Consider the following 22,127-nt stretch of genomic DNA (forward strand, 5'->3'; position numbering starts at 1 on the left):
CACAACAACACCAGATGGTTACTATGTAGATATAAACGGAGCATGGATTGCATAAAATATACGGAAAAGAGTTATTTTATCAAAAATAACTCTTTTTTTAATAAAAGCAAAATAAAACTATAAAATAGACAAAATGTAGACTCTTTATCAATAGTATAAAAAAATATTTTTTTTATACTATTAAATATGTTCTTTAAAATACTTCATCAACGATTATATTGTAGAACAAAAAAAACTTTAGTGATAAGCTTCAAATATCTTATTACTAAAGTTTTTATTTTTCTATTTAGCTAATTCTTTTTTAGCTTGTTCGCATAATTTAGAAAAAGCATTCATATCTTGAATAGCTAATTCAGATAGCATTTTTCTATTTATAGTAATTCCTGCTAGTTTTAAACCATTCATTAATCTACTATATGAAATATCATTCATTCTTGCTGCTGCATTAATACGAACTATCCAAAGTCTTCTAAAATTACGTTTAGTTTGACGACGATCACGGAATGCATACATTCCTGATTTCATTACTTGTTGTTTTGCTACTTTGAATAATGTGTTTTTTGATCCAAAATATCCTTTTGCTAATTTTAATATTTTTTTACGACGACGACGAGTTACTGTTCCACCTTTTACACGTGGCATATTATATTCCTCCTTATGAATAAAAATAAATTTTATTTATTTATATATTATTTTACTAATAAAGTACTAATACGTTTATAATCACCACGTGATACTAATGATGCTTTACGTAAATGACGTTTTTGTTTAGTAGTTTTTCTTGAAAACCAATGAGAAGTATAAGCACGACTTCTTTTTAATTTTCCACTTGCTGTTTTTTTCACACGTTTTGCTAATCCACGGTGAGATTTCATTTTTGGCATTTTTATTTCCTCCTAATACTAAACCTTATTTATCTTTTTTGGGTGCTAGAACTAAAAACATACTGCGTCCTTCCATTTTAGGTACTTGCTCAACAGTTGCTATTTCGCTAGCTTCATTAGAAAATTGTTCTAAAACTTTCTGTCCTATTTCTTTATGTGTTATGGCTCTTCCTTTGAATCTTATTGCTACTTTAACTTTATCACCTTTAGCTATAAATTTTTTAGCATTTTTTAATTTAGTTTCGAAGTCATGTTTGTCTATTGTTGGTGACAATCTAACTTCTTTTATAGTAACAATTTTTTGTTTTTTTCGAGCTTCTTTTTCCTTTTTCTGTTGTTCAAATTTAAATTTTCCATAATTCATTATTTTAGCAACAGGCGTTTTTGCATTCGGAGCTACTAAAACAACATCAAGGTTAACTCTAGATGCTATTTCTAAAGCTTGACTTTTAGTTTTTACCCCTAATTGTTCACCATCATGGCTAATTAAAAGAAATTCTTTAACTTTAATACCTTCATTGATTTGTGCAGTATCCTTACTTATGACCAGCACCTCCTATCTATTTTTTATCAAATACTATAAAAGCAAAAAATTGAGTCTAAATAAAGTAGACCCAATTTTATTTTTAATTCCTAAATTTACTACCTGGTTGTCTTTACTACAGGTGAGAAACGGGTGCTTCTACTTTCGTATTTAATGATCTAATTTTACAATAAAATATTGCTTTTGTCAAATTTTTAAATTTTAATTAGATATTTCTTGAGATTCTTCGTTTTTATTATCTGTATCTAGATAATCTATCTCTATATTATTATAGCGTTCCATTCCTGTACCTGCAGGTATTAGCTTACCTATAATAACATTTTCTTTTAGACCTGTTAATCTGTCTATTTTTCCTTTAACTGCAGCGTCAGTTAATACTCTAGTTGTTTCTTGGAAAGATGCTGCTGATAAGAAACTTTCTGTTTCTAGTGAGGCTTTTGTTATTCCTAATATTACCGGTTTTGCTATTGCTAAATTACCCCTTCTTCTTAAGACTTTAGCATTTTCATCAGTAAATTTATGTATGTCTACTAATGAACCTGGAAGTAGATTAGTATCTCCTGAGTTTATTATTCTCACTTTACGAAGCATTTGTCTTACCATTACTTCAACGTGTTTATCACTAATTTCAACACCTTGTAATCTATAAACTTTTTGAACTTCTGTAAGCAAATAACTTTCTACTCTTTCTACTCCAGCTATAGAAAGTAGACTTTTAGGTTCTATAGAACCTTCTGTTAATACTTGTCCTCTTTCTACTCTTTCTCCTTCTTTTACAAGAAGTCTACTTGCACCATAATCTTGATATTCTCTTTCTTCCTCAATATCACTTACTACATATATTCTACGAACATGATTATAATCAATTTCAATTTTTGTGATAACACCATCTACTTCAGAAATTAATGCTTTACCTTTTGGATTTCTTGCTTCAAATAATTCTTGAATACGTGGAAGACCTTGAGTAATATCTGCACCTGCTACTCCTCCTGTGTGGAAAGTACGCATTGTAAGCTGAGTACCGGGCTCTCCTATAGATTGTGCTGCTATTGTTCCTACAGCTTCTCCTACTTCTACTTTTTCTCCTGTTGCTAAGTTTTTACCATAGCATTTTTCACATACACCATGTCTACTATTACAAGTAAATGCAGATCTTATTACTACACTTTTTATTCCTACTTTTTCTATTTCTTTTGCAGTATCTATTGAAATCATCTCTCCTGCATTTACAATTATTTCTTTTGTTTCAGGATTGATAATATCTTCTTTTGAATATCTTCCTTCTAATCTTTCTTGAAGACTTTCTATTTCATCAGTTCCATTTTTTAATGATTCTATTTTTAGTCCTCTTGATGTACCACAATCTTTTTCTCTTACTATTACATCTTGAGCTACATCAACCAGCCTTCTAGTTAAATATCCTGAGTCAGCTGTTTTTAGTGCCGTATCTGCTAGCCCTTTTCTAGCTCCGTGAGATGATATAAAGTACTCTAAAACTGTAAGTCCTTCTTTAAATGATGATCTAACTGGCATTTCCATTATTCTACCTGATGGTGAAGCCATAAGTCCCCTCATCCCTGCAAGTTGCGTAAAGTTTGATGCATTACCACGGGCACCAGAATCACTCATCATATATATTGGATTTGTAGCTGGTAAAGAATTCATCAATTGACCTTGTATAGCATCTTTTGCATTTGCCCACTGTGCAATTACATTTTGATATCTTTCTTCTTCTGTTAATAATCCTTTTTTATATAATGATATAATTTTGTCTACATTTTTTTGTGAATCATCTAATATTTCATATTTATTTGGCAATACAAAAACGTCACTTACTCCTACTGTTATACCTGCTTTTGATGAATATTTAAATCCTAAATCTTTTAATCTATCAAGCATTACAGATGTTTCAGTAGTATGGAATTGTTTAAATACTTCAGAAATTATTTTAGATAGGAAACCTTTTTTGAATGGTGTAACAGGCTCTATATTAGATAAGTATTCCCTCAAACCTTTACCTTGTAAATCATTTGATGAAATAAAATATCTATCTGGTGTTTTATTTTCAAGATTTTCTTTGGTTGGTTCATTAAGATATGGAAATTGTTCTGGTAAAATTTGATTGAAAATTACTTTTCCTACTGTAGTTATCAATATTTTTTTATTTTGTTCATCTGTAAATGATGATTTTTTAAATGATTTTGATAAAATTCCTATTCTAGAATGAAGATGTATATATCCATTTTGATAAGCTAATAATGCTTCGTCTGAATCCTTAAATAACATACCTTCTCCAACTGCATTAGGTCTTTCTAGTGTTAAATAATAATTACCTAAAACCATATCTTGAGATGGTGTAACAACTGGTTTTCCATCTTTAGGGTTTAATATATTCTGTGCTGCTAACATAAGCATTCTTGCTTCAGCTTGTGCCTCTTTAGATAAAGGTACATGGACTGCCATTTGATCCCCATCAAAATCTGCATTAAATGCTGTAGTTACTAATGGATGAAGTCTTATTGCTCTTCCTTCAACTAATACGGGTTCAAATGCTTGTATTCCTAATCTATGTAATGTCGGTGCACGGTTTAGTAAAACTGGGTGTTCTCTAATTATTTCTTCTAATATTCCCCAAACGTGATCTTCCATTTTCTCAATTTGAGTTTTTGCATTTTTGATATTATTTGCTAATTCTCTTTTTACTAATTCTCTCATGACAAATGGTTTAAATAATTCAAGTGCCATCTCTTTAGGAAGTCCACATTGATACATTTTTAAACTTGGACCTACTACTATTACAGAACGCCCTGAATAGTCAACACGTTTACCTAATAAGTTTTGACGGAAACGTCCATGTTTCCCTTTTAGCATATTTGATAATGATTTCAAGTTTCTGTTTCCAGGTCCTGTAACTGGTCTTCCTCTTCTTCCATTATCTATTAATGCATCGACTGCTTCTTGGAGCATACGTTTTTCATTTTGAACTATTAAGCCAGGAGCTTTCAATTCTATTAATTTTTTTAATCTGTTGTTTCTATTTATAACTCTTCTGTATAAATCATTCAAATCAGAAGTAGCAAATCTGCCACCATCTAACTGAACCATTGGTCTAATTTCTGGTGGTATGACTGGTAACGCAGTCATTATCATCCATTCTGGTTTATTACCTGAGTGTTTAAATGCTTCAAAAACTTCTATTCGTTTTATTATCTTAACTATTTTCTGACCAGATTTGTAATTACTTTCACTTAGTTCTTTCAGTTCGTTTTTTAAGATTTTTAATTCCTTATCAAGATCTAATTCAACAAGTAAATCTCTTATTGCTTCTGCTCCCATTTTTGCAACAAAAGAATTCATTCCGTATTTACTTCTTGTTTTTCTAACTTCACCTTCTGTTAGTATTTGTTTTTTTAATAAATCTGTTTCTCCAGGATCAATAACTATGTATGATGCAAAATATATTACTTCTTCAAGTTCTCTTGGTGTTAAGTCAAGAAGTAATCCCATTCTACTAGGAGTGCCTTTAAAGTACCAAATATGACTTACTGGTGCAGCTAATTCTAGATGTGCCATTCTTTCTCTTCTAACCTTAGATAATGTTACATCTACTCCACATCTATCGCATTTTATATTTTTATATCTTACTCTTTTATATTTACCGCAAGAACATTCCCAATCTTTTGTTGGACCAAATATTCTTTCACAAAAAAGTCCATCATTCTCTGGTTTTAATGTTCTATAATTAATAGTTTCTGGTTTTTTAACTTCTCCATATGACCAACTTCTAATTTTTTCTGGAGAAGCTAAACTTATTTTCATATATGCAAAATTATTTACATCTATCAAGAAGCCTGCCTCCTTTGTAATTATAACAATAGCTACTTTTTAATTTTTATTAATAAATCTTATTCATTATTGTTTTCATCTTCACCTGAATTATCACTTTTTAGTATTGCTAATAATTCGTCTATTCCTTTTGGTTCTTCTTTTTCTTCCACTGTTTCTTCTACGTCTTTTGATTCTTCTTCAACTTCTTCTATAGATTGTGGATTATGAACATTATGAATATCTATTTGATCTAATTGAGTTAAATCTACTTCTTTATTATCAATATCCATAACTCTGAAATCCATTCCTAATGATTGAAGTTCTCTCATTAAAACTCTGAATGATTCCGGTACGGCTGGGCGTGGAATATTTTCACCTTTTACTATGGCTTCATATGCTTTAACACGTCCATTTGTGTCATCTGATTTGTATGTTAATATTTCTTGAAGTGTGTAAGCAGCTCCATATGCTTCTAATGCCCAAACTTCCATTTCTCCAAATCTTTGACCACCAAATTGTGCTTTACCTCCAAGTGGTTGTTGAGTTACTAATGAATATGGTCCTATAGATCTTGCGTGTAATTTGTCATCGACCATGTGTGCAAGTTTTATCATATACATAACTCCAACAGAAACCCGACTATCAAATGGTTCTCCCGTTCTTCCATCATAAAGAATTGTTTTAGCATCTTTTGCCATTCCTGCTTCTTCTATAGTTTTCCAAACATCATCATCATTTGCACCATCAAATACTGGTGTTGCTACGTGAATTCCTAATTTTTTAGCAGCCATTCCTAAGTGTAATTCTAATACTTGTCCTATGTTCATACGTGATGGCACCCCTAATGGATTAAGCATTACATCTACAGGTGTTCCATCTGGAAGATATGGCATATCTTCTTCTGGTAAAATATTAGATATTACCCCTTTATTACCGTGTCGTCCTGCCATTTTATCTCCTACACGTATTTTTCTTTTTTGAACAATAAACACACGTACAAGTTCATTTACACCGTTTGATAATTCTGCTCCCTCATCACGCTTAAATATTTTCACATCAGAAACTACTCCGTCTGCTCCATGTGGGACTCTAAGAGAAGTATCTCTAACTTCTTTAGATTTAGCTCCAAATATAGCGTATAAAAGTTTTTCTTCTGGAGTTTGTTCTGTAACTCCTTTTGGTGTTACTTTTCCTACTAAAATATCTCCAGATTTTACCTCAGCACCTATTCTGATTATACCTCTTGCATCAAGATTTTTTAGTGCATTTTCTCCTACATTTGGTATTTCTCTAGTAATTTCTTCAGGCCCTAGTTTTGTATCTCTTGCTTCTGTTTCATATTCTTCTAGATGAATAGATGTATAGACGTCATCTTTGACTAATCTTTCACTCATTATAACTGCATCTTCATAATTGTATCCATCCCAGTTAACAAAGGCAACTACTAAATTTTTTCCTAAAGCCATTTCTCCTTTATCCATAGAAGGTCCGTCAGCTAAAATATCTTTTTTAGCTACTTTTTCTCCTACTTTTACAATAGGTTTTTGATTATATGAAGTAGAATGATTTGAACGAGTAAACTTATGGACAACATAAGTATCCACATCACCTAATAATTCTTCTCCATCTAGTTTTTCTATTCTTCTAACGTCGATTCTATTTGCATCTACATATTCAACTATCCCAGGATATTTAGCTACAACTGCTGCTCCTGAATCTCTAGCTGAAATATGTTCCATTCCTGTTCCTACAAATGGGGCTTCTGTAGTCATTAGCGGTACTGCTTGACGTTGCATATTTGCTCCCATAAGTGCTCTATTGGAATCGTCATTTTCTAAAAATGGTATACAAGCAGTTGCAACAGATACTACTTGTTTTGGAGAAACATCCATATAATCCATCATATATTTTGATTTTATAGTATTATCCCCTCTATAACGACATACAACTTCATCATCTATAAAATATCCATTTTTATCTGTTTTTGAATTTGACTGTGCAACTACATATTTATCCTCTTGATCTGCAGTTAAATATGAAACCTCTTTTGTTACATATGGATTTCCTTTACTATCTTTTAAAACTTTCCTATAAGGAGTCATAATAAATCCAAATTCATTTATTTTTGCAAAAGAAGATAATGAATTTATTAACCCTATATTTGGTCCTTCAGGAGTTTCTATAGGACACATACGTCCGTAGTGAGAATAATGAACATCTCTTACTTCCATTCCTGCTCTTTCTCTTGTAAGACCACCTGGTCCTAATGCTGATAAACGTCTTTTATGTGTTAATTCTGACAATGGATTTGTTTGATCCATAAATTGAGATAATTGAGAACTTCCAAAAAATTCTTTTATTATTGCAGTTACTGGTCTTACATTTATTAACTGCTGAGGTGTTATTTCTTCAGAGTCTTGAATACTCATTCTTTCTCTTACTACTCTTTCCATTCGTGAAATACCAACTCTTATTTGATTTTGAAGTAATTCACCCACACATCTAAGTCTTCTATTTCCTAAATGATCAATATCATCTATATTTCCGATTAATTCAAACTCAAAACCATCACTATTTCTTCTATTTCTTATAAGAAGTAAATAATAATTTATACTTGCTATTATGTCAGAAACTGATAGAGTTATTAAATCTTTATCAGGAGTTGCATTACCTATAATATGAAGAATTTGATCTGCATTCAAATCATCTATATTATAATTTTTACCTACTTTCATAGGATCAACAACTTTGAAAATTTGTAATTTTAAGTCATCATTTCCGTCTAAACTTTCAGTTATATTATATTCAACTAAGTTAGCTGAATGTTTTAATTGTTCTTCAATACTGTCAAGAATTTCTCTAGTTAACTTGACTCCTTTTTTTACAAGTATTTCTCCTGTTTCAGTATCTACTATAGGTTCTACCAAAACTTGATTTTCAAGTCTTTCACTTACGTTTAATTTATTATTTAATTTATATCTTCCAACTTTAGCTAGATCATATCTTCTAGGATCAAAAAATCTTGCATATAATGTTGATCTTGCTGTTTCAATATTAGTTGGTTCTCCAGGACGTAATTTATCATAAATTACTTTTAACGCAGTTGCAGTATCTTTATTTTCATCTTTTTCTAATGTATGAAGAAGATCTTCTCCTTCTCCAAATAAACTCACTATTTGTTCATCTGTTCCAAATCCTAAAGCTCTTATAAAAGTTGTTAAAGGTATTTTTCTAGTTCTGTCTATTCTTGCAAATACTAATCCTTTTACATCTTTTTCTAATTCTAACCATGCTCCTCTATTAGGTATTACTGTTGTTTTGTATGCATTAGGTATATTTTTAACTTTTAATTTATCATCTTCTGTAAAATATACTGAAGGAGAACGAACTAATTGAGATACCACTACCCTTTCAGCACCATTTATTATAAATGTTCCAGTATCTGTCATCAAAGGAAGTTCGCCCATAAATACTTCTTGTTCTTTTATTTCTCCTGTTTCCTTGTTGAGCAGTCTAACCTTTACTCTTAAAGGTGCAGCATAACTGGCATCTCTTTCTTTAGATTTATCTACATCATATTTTGGTGATTCTAATCTATAATCTATAAATTCTAAACTTAAATTATCGTTATTGCCTTCAATAGGAGAAACATCTTTAAACACTTCTTTTATTCCTTCTTTTAGAAACTTTTCATAAGAAGATGTTTGAATTTCTATTAAATCAGGAAGATCTATAACCTCTGAAATCCTTGCATAGCTTCGTCTTTTTCTATATTTACCATATTTAACTTCTTGCAACTGTGTCACCCCTCGGTATTATTTAAAATTTGTTAAGCTAAAGAAAATTACTAAAATAAAGCAATTTTTAAATTAAAGTGTAATTTATTATTTTAAATAAATTACTTGCAATTTATCATGTTATCATATTTGTATTAAAAAGTCAATTTTTTAATGACTTCAAAACATAATATCCTTTATTTTTTTTTACTATAATTACAGAATTAAATATTTTTTCTAATAGTTTTTTTACACTACTCATTCCCTGTTTTTTTTGGATAACTACCCAGAGTTCTCCTCCTTCATTAAGTGAATGATAACTTTGTTCCATTATTTTAAAAACAACATTTTTTCCTGCTCTTATTGGTGGATTTGTTAAAATGATGTCGAATTTTTTTGAAATTTGATCTAATACATTATTCTCTATAATTTCAATTTTAGATTTTATTTTATTTAACTCTATATTTTTTTTAGATAATTCCAAACATCTTTTGTTTATATCTATCATTGTAAAGGAAAAATCTTCGTAATTATTTGCTAAAAATACGCTAACTACTCCATATCCACAGCCTAAATCACATATTTCCAATTTTTTTCTTTCAGTATGAAAACTTTCTAATAATGTTTTTGTTCCAAAATCTATAAATTTTTTTGAAAATACTCCATTATCTGTCAAAAACTTATATTTTTCTCCTTTAATTATTCCATATATAATTTTTTCATTTTTATTTGATATAGGATTATTTGTATAATAATGTTGCATATGCCTCCTATAAATAAAAAGTATATCCTATTTTTCAACAAGGATATACTTATCGTTATTATCATCTTATTTTTTTGTTATTACATCTTATTATTTTATAACTATTTAACTTCTACAGAAGCTCCTACTTCTTCTAATTTAGCTTTAATTTCTTCAGCTTCTTCTTTAGATACTGCTTCTTTAAGTGTTGATGGTGCTCCATCTACTTTTTCTTTAGCTTCTTTTAGTCCGTCTCCTGTTATTTCTCTAACAGCTTTAATTACTTTAATTTTTTGATCTCCTACAGCTGTTAATACTACGTCAAATTCAGTTTTTTCTTCTGCTGCAGCTGCTCCTGCTCCTGCTGCAACAGCTACAGGTGCTGCTGCTGTTACTCCGAATTCTTCTTCAATTGCTTTTACTAAGTCGTTTAATTCTAAAACTGACATTGATTTTATAGCTTCTAAAATTTGTTCTTTAGTCATTTATTTTTTCCTCCATATTTTCCTTTTTTTATATTGATTATGCTTCTTGTTCTGATTTTTGATCTGCGACAGCTTTAATTGCTAATGCAGTATTTCTCATAGGCGCTGTTAAAACAGATAGTAACATTGAAAGTAATCCATCTCTACTTGGTAATGATGCTATTGCTTTAACTTCTTCTAATGATGATACTTTACCTTCAATTACTCCGGCTTTCAACTCAAGATTTTCATTATCTTTTGCAAAATCATTCAATACTCTTGCCGGTGCTACAACATCTTCTTTAGAAAATGCTATTGCGTTTGGTCCTGTAAGTACTTCATCAAGTCCTTCAATTCCTGCTTGTTTCATAGCACGTCTAACTAATGAGTTTTTATAAACTTTAAAAGTTAGTCCTTCATTACGCATATTATCACGTAATTCTGTTACTTGAGAAACGTTTAATCCACGATAATCAGCTATTATTATTGATGAACTTTCTTTTATTTCTTCTGCAATTTGGTTTACAAGTTCTTGTTTTTTCTCGATAGCTTTTGACATTGAATTTCCTCCTAATTAGATTATCAATTATGAGTACCATATTAAAATAACCTTTTCACATGCGAGAACATGTAAAAAGGTTATACATTCTTTTTACTTATTTGTCCTCGGTAGGATAATAATTAAGACTTGTGTCTCCTACTGTCTTAGGTACATATTAAACTGACCTTTTAATTTTACAATTTTTTTTTGTTTTTGTCAATAAATAATATTATTTTTCCCATAAATCTTCTAACAAATGTGTCTGAGTTCTGTCTGGACCTGTTGAAAAAATTGAAATTTTAACACCAACTAATTCTTCAATTCTTCTTAAATAATTTTTTGCATTTTCAGGTAATTGTTCTAGAGATGTTATTTTTGTTATATCTTCACTAAATCCTTCTAGCGTTTCATATATTGGTTTACATTCTTTTATTATATTTTCATTAGCTGGATATTCTGTAAGTTTTTCACCTTTATAATCATATGCAACACATATTTTAATTTCTTTAAGACCTGTAAGTACATCTAAACAATTTACAGAAAGATTGGTCATACCAGATACTCTTGCAGAATGTCTCATTACTACAGTATCAAACCATCCTATTCTTCTTGGTCTTTTGGTTACAGTACCATATTCGTGTCCTACTTCTCTTATTTTTTCTCCTATTTCATCAAATAATTCAGTAGGAAATGGCCCATCTCCTACTCTAGATGTATAGGCTTTACAAATCCCTATAACTGTGAATCCTTCTGTTGGCACATAACCAGCACCTACAGTTATTCCCCCAGCACTAGGGTTTGATGAAGTTACATAAGGATATGTTCCATGATCTATGTCTAACATAACTCCTTGTGCTCCTTCAAATAAAATATTTTTTTTACTTTTTTCTCCGTCTGATAGTAATTTTGATGTGTCAGTTACATATTTTTTCAGCTCTTTTCCTATAGCAAAATATTCATCAAATATTTCTTCAACTGAAAATCCTTCTACTCCATATATTTTTTCAAATAATTCATTTTTTTCATCCAAATTTTGTTTTAATTTTTTTTTGAATAACTCCTCATCTAATAAGTCTGCCATTCTTATTCCACAACGTTTATACTTATCTACATAAGTTGGTCCTATTCCTTTTTTAGTAGTTCCTATTTTGTTGCTTCCTCTTCTTTTTTCTTCTACTTCGTCTAATTTTAGATGATATGGTAAAACTACATGTGCTCTATTAGATATTTTTAGATTATTACAAGTTACTCCTGTTTTTTTTAGGTTCTCAATTTCTTTTAATAACCACTTAGGATCTACAACTAGACCATTACATATCACTGAAATTTTTTCTTCATTAAATATTCCTGATGGTATTAGCTGAAGTTTATATGTCTTATTATCAAATCTTATTGTATGCCCTGCATTATTACCGCCTTGATACCTTGCTATAATATCAGCTTTTTCTGAAAGAAAATCTGTAATTTTTCCTTTTCCTTCATCTCCCCATTGTGATCCAACTACTACTATTGTAGACATAATTATCCTCCTAATTATTTTTTACTCTATTTATTATAACAACTTAATAAATAGTTTGCAATATATGAAAAAAAATGATTATTTCGTCGGCAAAACGAATTATAATCATTTTAATACTTATTTTTTCACTATTTTGTGTTTTATAGTACGGTTTTTATAAAATATTTTTTACTAGATACTTCTTTAAATCCCATTTTTTCATACATGTATTTGGGTGTATCATAAAAATCTGCTATTAAAATCACATATTTTTTTTTGAATTTTTTTATAGCAAATTTTAATAATGAACTAGCTATATTTTTTTGTCTATATTCTTTTTCTACATACAAATTGCTAATTTCTATATACTCACTTTTTACTATTACGTTAACAGTAGCTATTAAATTATCTTTATCTTTTGCAACTAATTGATAAACGTCATCATCTCTTAAAATTTCATATGCCAAATTCTTATTCTCATCAGCAAAAGCTTTATTTGTATATTCTAAATCTATTTTGTAATTAAAATCTATATATTTTTGAAAATCCTGTTTTTCTAATAAAGATATGTCATAAATTGTTTCTTCTCTTATTTCGCAATCTTTTGAATCTAATAAATAAAGAATAAACTCATGCTGATTATAGCCCTTTTTTTTCAAAAATTTTTGGAGTTTGTTTGATATATCTTTCTTTTCTGGAAGTGCCAAATGAATAAAACTTATTCCTTTATCTCTAAAAAATTCTTTACACGCATCTATGTAATACTGAAGTTCTCCCTCAGTTTGAGGTATTTCTTTAATTTCCAGATAATTATCAGCAAAGGAATAGTTTGATTTTACCCTTCTATGAATTAAATATTTTTCAGTTTCTAAAACTACTTTAGACTTTTTATATATTTTATTAAAAGTATATTTTGTTAAATTATTATCTTTAAAACTTTCAAAACTCATAATTAATTCCTTTCCTGCTGTTTTTCTGGTTTGTTTTCATTACTTACTGTAGGGTCATTATTCATATCATTTTCATTTAATCTTTCTGGAATATTTTGAATCATATCTTCTGGTGCAAATCTTATATAATTTGCTGGTCTATATAAAGTAGACGCTGGTTTTTTAGTTCCTAATGAATATTGATTTGTAAGTGGTAAAATATAACCTTGATAATGTATATTTAATATATCATTAGATGATGGTATGGAGTTACCTAATGCTTTATTTAAAATTGAAGAGATATATAATAGATGACTTGGTTTTGGATAATAATAATATACCCCTCCCATGTTCACATCATATCCTCCTATTCTATGAGCAACTATTTGCATATCATTTTTCGCAAAAATAGAAGCTGCTGAAGTAATTTGTTTTGTGTTCATATTATGTGTTACATTATCTCCAGTTATTGATATAAATTCATTAATTTTAGAAATTGCATTTAATCCTTTTGCTTTATCTATAGTAGCGTGAAGAACCTGCAATTGTCTTTGTCCTCTTTCTATATCACTATCATAATATCTACTTCTAGAAAAGGCTAATGCTTCTTCTCCATTAAGTGTTTGCCAACCTTTTTTTAATTTTACTGTCCCAGAATATCCCTCAGAGTTTTGTTCAACCATATCAAAAGGTACATAAAGTTCTATACCTCCAAGAGAATCTACTACTTTTTGAAATGCTTTAAAATTTATAACTACATAGAAGTTAATAGGAGCATTAAGTAAGTTATGAACAGATTCTATTGTTCCGTCCACACCCCCATATGCGTGAGCGTGAGTTATTTTATCAAAAAAATATGAAGAACTTTTATGTTTATCTTCTTTATTTCTCATCAAAGAAAGTGAATCTCGTGGTATACTTACCATATCCATTCTCTTATTTTCTTTATTTATAGCTAAATATATCAAAGAATCTGTTCTACTATTTTCTCTTGTTTGGCCTTCACTTGCTCTACTATCATTTTGATCTATACCCATTATTAAAACAGAAAATTGTTTAAAATTTGGGTCTACCTCTACTGTATTTTCGCTTTCTTTATATCCATTATTTAAATTCATAAATAAATTAAATAAAGTATATCCTCCATATAATACTAATAGAAATATAATCAGTAAAAAAATTCTTCTTATTTTTGATTTTTTTTTCTTTTTTATTTCTTGTTCTCTTCTTGTTCTTGAGAGTCTAGAGTATTCATTCATTTTCTACTATTTCTCCATTTATTTTTTATAAAGTATGCAATGTTACAACAATATATTCTAATCTATTATTTATTCTTATCGGAAACGAACTATTACCTAAACCTTGAGATACAATCATTCTTGTTTGTTTTTCTTTATAAATACCATGAGTATATTTAGGGAAAAAACCTTGACTAGGAGAAAATATTCTTCCTAAAAAAGGCAAATTCCACTGTCCTCCATGTGCGTGTCCTGCAAAAACAAGATCATATCCTATATCTGAATATAAATGTATCTTTTCTGGTCTATGAGTTAAAAGAATATTAAATCTATCTTTATTAAAATTTTCTATTAAACTATTTCTAAATAAAGCATAATAATTTAAATTATCTTTTAAGTAAAAATATTTTAAATCTTCTACTCCAGAAAGAACTATCTCTTCTCCTTCTTTTTTTAATAAAACATTTGAATTGGATAGATTGCATATTCCTATCTTCTTAAACATTTTATTTAATTCTTTATATTCATCAATTAATCTTAGTTCATGATTTCCTGAAACATAGTAACAAGGTGCTATTTCTCTTAATTTTATAAGAATATTATATGCTATAGCTGAATTATTTTTATAGCTATCTAATAAATCTCCTGTTATAACTATTATATCAGGACTTTCTTTCTTTATATTTTCAAAAAAAATCATGTCAGAAAATCCTATCTTTTGACAATGAATATCAGAAAGATGAATAATTTTAAAATTATTAAATTGTTTTTTTATTTTTCTATCTTTTATTTTATAAACAGTTTTTTTTACAACTTTATTTTGATAAAAATAAACTCCTGCTAAAACAAATGATAAAAAGCTATAATTTTTTATCTTTTTTTTATTAAACATTTTATTAGTATATCATCAGAATAAAAATATATCAATATTTTATTTATTATTTTCGTCCAAATATCTTTTTATAAGCTTATCTTGAGTTATATTATAAACATTTTCTAATAGTTCTCCATATAAATCTTCTTTAAATAAGAATGGATGGTGTATTTTTATCTCTTTGCAAACAAAGTCAATATAATCTTCTTCTTCACTTAGAGATAATAAGGAAAGAACTAATAATTTAGAATCTTTTTTGACTTGATTATACTCTTTATATATATCATAAATTTTTTCTGTTTCATGTAATTGTCTTAAAGCATTTATTGAAATATAAAGTGTATTTTTGTCTATACCCATTGTTTTCAAAACATTTCTTACCATTTTTCTTATATCATTATATCTCATATCTGCTTTATATAGTAATGTTAATTGTAAATAAGCTTCTTTTTCCATTCCTCCAGAACTTATATATTCTTCCAGATATTTTATAGCTTCTTCACCACTTGATAAAAATCCTAATTGCATATAAACATCAATATAATCTTTATTTAATTCTAATGTTTTCAATAAATACTCTTTTGCTTTCAATTTATTTCCTAAATATTTATAAGAAGTAGCTAAATTATAATATATTTCATAATCATTATATTCATTATTGTATTTTTCATAAAAAGAAATGGCATCTTCAAATTTAGATAATGATATTAATGTATTCATTACAATTTTAAATGTTTCTATATTTTTTATGGATTCAAAGATACTATAACTAATATCTATAGCTTTTTCTCCTTCTCCCAATTCTATATAAGCATTTATAAGTTCATTATTTATCAAAAATTCAAGTTCACTATCATCTTTTAACATATTTTTAGCTTGGATTAACTTATCTACTACAACATCATAAAACTTATCTTGTTTATATATAATAGCCCCCATAAAAAGAGTCTGAGGGGTTTTTTTTGCATCATATAAAATTACTAATGCTTCTGCTTTTCTTCCCAAATGCATCAAGTTATCGACATAACTTATAACATTAGCCTCATTTTCTTTATCTGCTTCATATATTATTTTTGATACTTCTAGTGCCTTTTCTAAAAGACCATTTTTAAAAAATATATTCCTAAACTCTTCTAATTGTTCTTTTTTCAAACTATTTTTATCCAATTTATCATATTCATTTAAAAATTCTTTTATATCCATTTTCTTCTCCTTAATAACTCCTATTTGACAATTTTTCTATTATAATCTCCAAATCTTTTTTTATTTCCATAGGGAAAATTTTTATTTGAGATTTTGCTTTTTTTAAATAATTATTGCTTATCTCTTTCACTTTATTTAAAATTTCTTGATCATTTTTTATTTCTTTTATTAATTTTAACTTTTCTTGATAATCTAAATTTTTTAAATCTAAAAATTTATTTTTTTCTTTTTTTATTTTCAAAATTACAGGTAATGTTATGTTTCCATTCAACAAATCTTGCCCCACCTGTTTTCCCAAAACTTCTTCTTTTGCCATAAAATCTAAATAGTCATCTATTATTTGATAACTCATTCCTAAATAATATCCAAAAAGATAAATTTTTTTTAAATATTTTTTATCTGAATTTGAAACAATTCCTCCGAGTATACATGAATAAGCAATAAGCAGAGCTGTTTTTCTTCTTATTTTTTTAAAATAATCTAAAACTCTAGTATCTACATTATACAAATCCTTCGATTGAAAAATTTCTCCCATACATATTTCTTTCAAAGTATATGATAAATATTTATGCACATTGACATTTGAAAAATTTGAAATTTCTCTTAAAACAACACTAAAAAGGTAATCTCCTATAAAAATAGCAGTTTTTTCTCCATGTTTTTTCCCTATTGTCTCTTTTCCCCTTCTTGTTTTAGCGTTGTCTATTATATCATCATGAATTAGTGTAGTAGCATGAATAATTTCTAATAAACTTGCTGCGTCTATTATTTCTTTTTCGTATTTTTTATTTTTCTCACCTAATTTTGAAAAGATCAATGTCAATATTGGTCTTATCATTTTACCTGATGATGAAAAATATATTTTTAAAATATCATCTATTTCTTCGTATCCAGAAAGTACTATATTAGAAATATTCTCCTTTATTTTTTCTATTTCTAATGAATATTTTTCAATCACTTTTTTATTCCTTTTCATTTTTATATTTTAATATCGAGAGAATATCATAACTATTTAGAAATTTTTCTATTAATATCTCTTTATCTTTTTCCATTATTTTTTTATTATAAAATTCAAATAAAACAAGTGGTAAACTTATTGCTATTTTTCGGATATCTCTTTTCGTTATATTTTCTTTTATCAAATATAAATAATTTTTTCCCATTATAGAAGAAAGCATCTGTAATTTTTTTAAATCATCTTTAAGTATATCATAATACTCAAAACTTAAAAAATCCCCAACTAATATTCCTTCTATTTTATTTTCTACATTATTTATAACTTTTATATGTTCATATAAGGAACTAGCTGCTAAATAAATAGATTTGTTAATGTTATTATTATTTAAATTGTACTTATCTTCTATATAGTAATAACCTAAATTTTTTATTAAATCTTTATTTATTTCATATTTTTTTTCCATTAAATACCTCTAATAATAAAAATTATAACATAAAAAGATATTAATTAAAAAGATATTAGCAAATTTGAAAAATAAAAAATACCAAAACCTAATGAAATTATTAGATTTTGGCACAAAATTTTTTAATCAAATATTTTTTTTAAATTTATAGCTTTGTTTAATATCTCCGTAATTACTACTCCTAAAACCATAACAATAAATTGTGATAGTAAAAGTCCTGAGTATATAGAAAGAAAAACATCTAATTCAAACGGCATTTTTACTCCATTTTCCCCAGAAAAAATTGTTATTTCATATGCAATAATTGGCATACAAATAATTAAATAGATTACTATATTTAGTATATGTCTTAAATGTCTATTTTTTATAAATTTAAATATGAAAACACTTATAGCTAATGCTAATCCAGTTCCTAAAGTTCCAAAGAATACATCTACTAATCCTAAAGGACTGAAAAAATTTGCAATTGCAACACCTAATGTTACAGGTAGATAAAATAACGGACTAAAAACTACTAATTGAGCTAATGCTTCACTGTATCTAAATTGTATTGCTCCATAAGAAAAGCCAAAATTAGATACTGTTAAAACAATATATATAGCCGCTATAAATGCCTGTACTGTTAAAATTTTGATTTTTTTATTTCTCATTATTCCTCCTTAGATGTTTAAAAGCAAATAAAAAGCATTAGTACGAGAGACTAATGCTTTTAGTTTTTTTTATAGATGGATCTCTCAAACATCTTTATCTTTTATTTTCAATAAAATATAACATTTATATTCAAATTAGTCAAGTGTTTAAAAATCAAAAACTAATTTATAAATATAAAAATTAAATTATCTCATATTTATTTTCTTTTCTTTTAGGTGCCTTAGCTACTTTAGTATTTTTTGCATATCCTAAAGTTAACATACACACTAATTTCCCATGATTTTCTGCAAATTTTTCTCTAAATACTTCTCCCATATTTGCTTGATGTGGTGCTGTCATCCAACAACTTGATATTCCATGGTCATAAGCACTTAAAATTAAATTTTCTACTGATGCTGATATACTTTGTACAACACCATCATCAGGAAGAGCATAAGAATAATCTTTTTTATCTCTAAATACCAAAATAACTGTGGGTGCATTCCCTAATTTAGCTATAAAATTTAAAGTGTTTTTTATTACATCTGGATACTTAGAAAATCTTTCTTCTAAATGTGATTTATTTTTAATAGCTACTTCTTCCATTAACTCAGTTATTTTTTCTAATCCTTCTTTACTTTTTATAACAACATAGTACCATGGTTGAATATTAACACCAGACGGAGCCCACATAGCTGCATCTAATATTTCTTTTATAACGTCATCATCAATTTTTTTATCAGAGTATTCTCTTACAGATCTTCTACCATATATTACATCTTTGAATTCCATATCTTTCTCCTAAATAATTATCAATATATTTATATTATACCACAATAAAAATACTTTAAAAGAAATTATAAAAATTTATCAATAATATACAATTATCTATTCATTAGTTAAATTATTGGGTTTTTATTAGGAACACCTGCTTTTCTCGGAAATTTTTTAGGAGTAGTTTTTATTTTTTTTATTTCTAAAATATGTCTTTTATCTTCTTCTATAAAAAGTTCATTATCTTTTTCCAATTTTGCTCCAAGCATCTGAAAAGCTTTTTTTGCTTCTTCTACTTCTTCATCTGCTTTTTGCGATTTCAAACTCAAGAAATAACCTCCTATTTTAACTAATGGTAAACAAAGTTCTGCTAAAATATTAAGTCTTGCTACAGCTCTTGCTGTTACTAAATCATATTTTTCTCTATATTCTTCATCTTGACCTGCTTGTTCAGCTCTCATATGTATGAATTTACATTTTTCTATCCCTAATTCTTTACTTAATAATTGTAAAAAATTTATTCGTTTTTTTAAAGAATCTATTATCGTTACTTGCAGATGAGGATAAACTATTTTTAAAGGTATAGATGGAAACCCTGCTCCACTTCCAACGTCACAAATATTTTTTATATTATTAAAATTAAAATAAAATGATGTAGATATAGAATCATAAAAATGTTTTTTATAAAAATCTTCTTCTTTTATTATAGATGTTAAATTAATTTTTTCATTCCAATGTAGCACCAATTTATAATATTTATCTAACTGTTCTTTTTGTTTATCATTTAAAACAATCCCTCTTTTGCTTAATTCAATATAAAAATTATCTTTATTCATTTTTTTTATCCTTTTTTTGTTCCAAATATACTAATAGTATAGATATATCAGCTGGATTAACTCCAGATATTCTAGATGCCTGACCTATTGTAATTGGATTTACCTTTTTTAATTTTTCTCTAGCTTCTATAGCTATACTAGGAACTTTATCATAATCTAAATTAAAAGGAATCTTTTTTTCTTCCATCTTTTTCATTTTGTTCACTTGTTGAAGAGATTTTTTTATATAACCTTCGTATTTTATTTCTATCTCTACTTGCTCTATTATTTCTTCAGATATATTACTATCTTTATTCGCTAAATTTATTATATCTTTATAGCTTAACTCCGGTCTTTTTAATAAATCATAAGCTAAAATTCCATCTTTTATTTCAGCAGTACCTAATTTTTGCATTTTTTCTATAACATCTTTAGTTGGAGTTATTTTAAAAGTTTTTAATCTTTCTATTTCTTTTCTTATTTCTTCTTTTTTTATCAAAAATTTTTCATATCTTTCTTTTGATATTAAATTATATTTATATGCTTTATCACATAGTCTTATATCTGCATTATCATGACGTAATAATAATCTATATTCTGCTCTTGAAGTCAAAAGTCTGTATGGTTCGTTAGTTCCTTTTGTAACAAGGTCATCAATTAAAACTCCTATGTATGATTCATCTCTACCTAAAATCATTGGTTCTTCGTTTAATACCTTACAAGCTGCATTTATTCCTGCAATAATTCCTTGTCCTGCTGCTTCTTCATATCCACTGGTTCCATTAATTTGTCCAGCAGTAAATAAGCCACCTATTAATTTTGTTTCTAGTGTAGGCCACAAAGTGGTAGGATTTATGGCATCATATTCTATTGCATATCCATTTCTTATAATTTTAGCATTTTCTAAACCTTTGATACTTTTTATCATTTTATCTTGGACATCATCAGGCAAGGAAGTAGAAAGTCCTTGAACATATATTTCATTTGTTTTTTCACCCTCTGGCTCCAAAAATAATTGATGACGATTTTTATCATGAAACCTTACATATTTATCTTCTATACTTGGACAATATCTAGGGCCTGTCCCTTTTATCACTCCAGAATACATTGCTGATCTATTTAAATTTTTTTGAATAATTTCATGCGTCTTTAAATTAGTATATGTTAACCAACATGGTATTTGTTCTTTTCTAAATTCTTTTGTTTCATAACTAAAAGCTAAATTTTTATTATCTCCAGGCTGAATTTCTGTTTTTGAAAAATCTACTGTATCTTTATTAACTCTAGGTGGGGTTCCTGTTTTAAATCTGACAAGTTCAAATCCTAAAGACTCTAATTGTTTTGCTAAATGTATAGATGGCATTTGATGATTTGGACCTGAAGAGTATTTTACAGAGCCTATTATTACTTCTCCTCTTAGGTAAGTACCAGTTGTTATTACTACTGCCTTTGCTTTATAATTAGTTTCAAGCATTGTTTTTATTCCAATTACTTTATTATCATCTATCAATAATTCTTTTACCATTGCTTGCAACATATCTAAATTTTCAGTTTTTTCCAAAAGGTTTTTCATCTCTCGTTGATAATTAACCTTATCAGATTGCATTCTTAACGCTCTAACCGCAGGTCCTTTAGCTGTATTTAACATTCTAGCTTGAATATTGGTTTTATCTGCTATTTTTCCCATAGCTCCGCCTAAAGCATCAACTTCTCTGACAACTATACCTTTAGCTGGACCTCCTACGCTAGGATTGCATGGCATAAATCCTATAGTATCTAAATTTATTGTTACTATTAAAGTTTTAGCTCCTTTTCTAGCTGATGCTAATGCTGCCTCTATTCCTGCATGACCTGCTCCTACTACTATTACATCATATTCTCCTAAAAATTCAGTCATAATTCCTCCAAAATATTTTTTATTACTTGCAAAATAATGCTTTCACCAAAATTTTGAGTACTATTTTTT

19 protein-coding genes and 2 other annotated features are annotated in these 22,127 nt (G+C 27.7%); all 19 genes read right to left on the bottom strand.

Translation table 11 applies throughout. From position 1 onward, the window contains the following. Positions 1-282 precede the first annotated feature (282 nt). Complete coding sequence (gene rplT, locus HMPREF1871_RS02265) at positions 283-642, bottom strand: 50S ribosomal protein L20 (protein WP_066129525.1); 360 nt, start codon at positions 640-642, stop codon at positions 283-285. Positions 643-689: 47 nt separating this feature from the next. Further along, on the bottom strand, positions 690-884 hold the full coding sequence (gene rpmI / locus HMPREF1871_RS02270; RefSeq protein WP_066129528.1) for a 50S ribosomal protein L35: 195 nt from the start codon (positions 882-884) through the stop codon (positions 690-692). A 25-nt stretch (positions 885-909) separates the two neighbouring features. Continuing rightward, entirely contained in the window at positions 910-1,437 is a 528-nt protein-coding gene (gene infC / locus HMPREF1871_RS02275; protein ID WP_066129530.1) for a translation initiation factor IF-3, read from the bottom strand. Positions 1,438-1,463: 26 nt separating this feature from the next. Then, positions 1,464-1,578 (bottom strand) — a sequence feature (ribosomal protein L20 leader region). Positions 1,579-1,629: 51 nt separating this feature from the next. Next, positions 1,630-5,274 carry a DNA-directed RNA polymerase subunit beta' gene (rpoC, locus tag HMPREF1871_RS02280; protein WP_066129533.1) on the bottom strand — a complete coding sequence of 1,215 codons (3,645 nt, stop codon included), beginning with the start codon at positions 5,272-5,274 and terminating at the stop codon, positions 1,630-1,632. Positions 5,275-5,333: 59 nt separating this feature from the next. After that, entirely contained in the window at positions 5,334-9,053 is a 3,720-nt protein-coding gene (rpoB, locus tag HMPREF1871_RS02285) for a DNA-directed RNA polymerase subunit beta (RefSeq protein ID WP_066129536.1), read from the bottom strand. A gap of 142 nt (positions 9,054-9,195) precedes the next feature. Beyond that, entirely contained in the window at positions 9,196-9,795 is a 600-nt protein-coding gene (locus HMPREF1871_RS02290) for a class I SAM-dependent methyltransferase (RefSeq protein WP_066129538.1), read from the bottom strand. Positions 9,796-9,896: 101 nt separating this feature from the next. Further along, positions 9,897-10,259 (bottom strand): 50S ribosomal protein L7/L12, encoded by a 363-nt coding sequence (rplL, locus tag HMPREF1871_RS02295; RefSeq protein ID WP_066129541.1) that lies wholly within the window; start codon positions 10,257-10,259, stop codon positions 9,897-9,899. A gap of 37 nt (positions 10,260-10,296) precedes the next feature. Continuing rightward, positions 10,297-10,797: a 50S ribosomal protein L10 gene (rplJ, locus tag HMPREF1871_RS02300; protein WP_066129544.1), complete on the bottom strand. Its 501-nt coding sequence runs from the start codon at positions 10,795-10,797 to the stop codon at positions 10,297-10,299. Between the two features lie 35 nt (positions 10,798-10,832). Beyond that, positions 10,833-10,966: a sequence feature (ribosomal protein L10 leader region), on the bottom strand. A 42-nt stretch (positions 10,967-11,008) separates the two neighbouring features. Further along, positions 11,009-12,298, bottom strand: coding sequence for an adenylosuccinate synthase (locus HMPREF1871_RS02305; RefSeq protein WP_066129547.1), 1,290 nt, complete (start codon positions 12,296-12,298; stop codon positions 11,009-11,011). A gap of 140 nt (positions 12,299-12,438) precedes the next feature. Next, complete coding sequence (locus HMPREF1871_RS02310) at positions 12,439-13,227, bottom strand: GNAT family N-acetyltransferase (protein WP_066129550.1); 789 nt, start codon at positions 13,225-13,227, stop codon at positions 12,439-12,441. Positions 13,228-13,229: 2 nt separating this feature from the next. Then, positions 13,230-14,465, bottom strand: a complete 1,236-nt coding sequence (locus tag HMPREF1871_RS02315; protein WP_066129554.1) for an LCP family protein — start codon at positions 14,463-14,465, stop codon at positions 13,230-13,232. A gap of 25 nt (positions 14,466-14,490) precedes the next feature. Then, entirely contained in the window at positions 14,491-15,336 is an 846-nt protein-coding gene (locus tag HMPREF1871_RS02320; RefSeq protein ID WP_083505616.1) for a metallophosphoesterase, read from the bottom strand. Positions 15,337-15,375: 39 nt separating this feature from the next. Beyond that, a complete protein-coding gene (locus tag HMPREF1871_RS02325; protein WP_066129557.1) occupies positions 15,376-16,521 on the bottom strand; it encodes a tetratricopeptide repeat protein in 1,146 nt (381 codons plus the stop codon). Positions 16,522-16,531: 10 nt separating this feature from the next. Then, positions 16,532-17,479, bottom strand: coding sequence for a polyprenyl synthetase family protein (locus HMPREF1871_RS02330; RefSeq protein WP_066129560.1), 948 nt, complete (start codon positions 17,477-17,479; stop codon positions 16,532-16,534). Between the two features lie 4 nt (positions 17,480-17,483). Further along, positions 17,484-17,942 (bottom strand): hypothetical protein, encoded by a 459-nt coding sequence (locus HMPREF1871_RS02335; protein WP_066129563.1) that lies wholly within the window; start codon positions 17,940-17,942, stop codon positions 17,484-17,486. 122 nt (positions 17,943-18,064) lie between these two features. Then, a complete protein-coding gene (locus tag HMPREF1871_RS02340; protein ID WP_066129566.1) occupies positions 18,065-18,592 on the bottom strand; it encodes a QueT transporter family protein in 528 nt (175 codons plus the stop codon). Positions 18,593-18,773: 181 nt separating this feature from the next. Beyond that, positions 18,774-19,364 (bottom strand): nitroreductase family protein, encoded by a 591-nt coding sequence (locus tag HMPREF1871_RS02345; protein WP_066129570.1) that lies wholly within the window; start codon positions 19,362-19,364, stop codon positions 18,774-18,776. Between the two features lie 107 nt (positions 19,365-19,471). Then, complete coding sequence (gene rsmG, locus HMPREF1871_RS02350) at positions 19,472-20,182, bottom strand: 16S rRNA (guanine(527)-N(7))-methyltransferase RsmG (protein ID WP_066129573.1); 711 nt, start codon at positions 20,180-20,182, stop codon at positions 19,472-19,474. Beyond that, on the bottom strand, positions 20,175-22,058 hold the full coding sequence (mnmG, locus tag HMPREF1871_RS02355) for a tRNA uridine-5-carboxymethylaminomethyl(34) synthesis enzyme MnmG (protein WP_066129576.1): 1,884 nt from the start codon (positions 22,056-22,058) through the stop codon (positions 20,175-20,177). The genes rsmG and mnmG overlap by 8 nt, the downstream gene beginning before the upstream one ends. Positions 22,059-22,127: the final 69 nt, after the last annotated feature.

Origin of the sequence: Gemelliphila asaccharolytica, from assembly GCF_001553005.1 — a bacterium.
GTDB lineage: Bacteria > Bacillota > Bacilli > Staphylococcales > Gemellaceae > Gemelliphila > Gemelliphila asaccharolytica.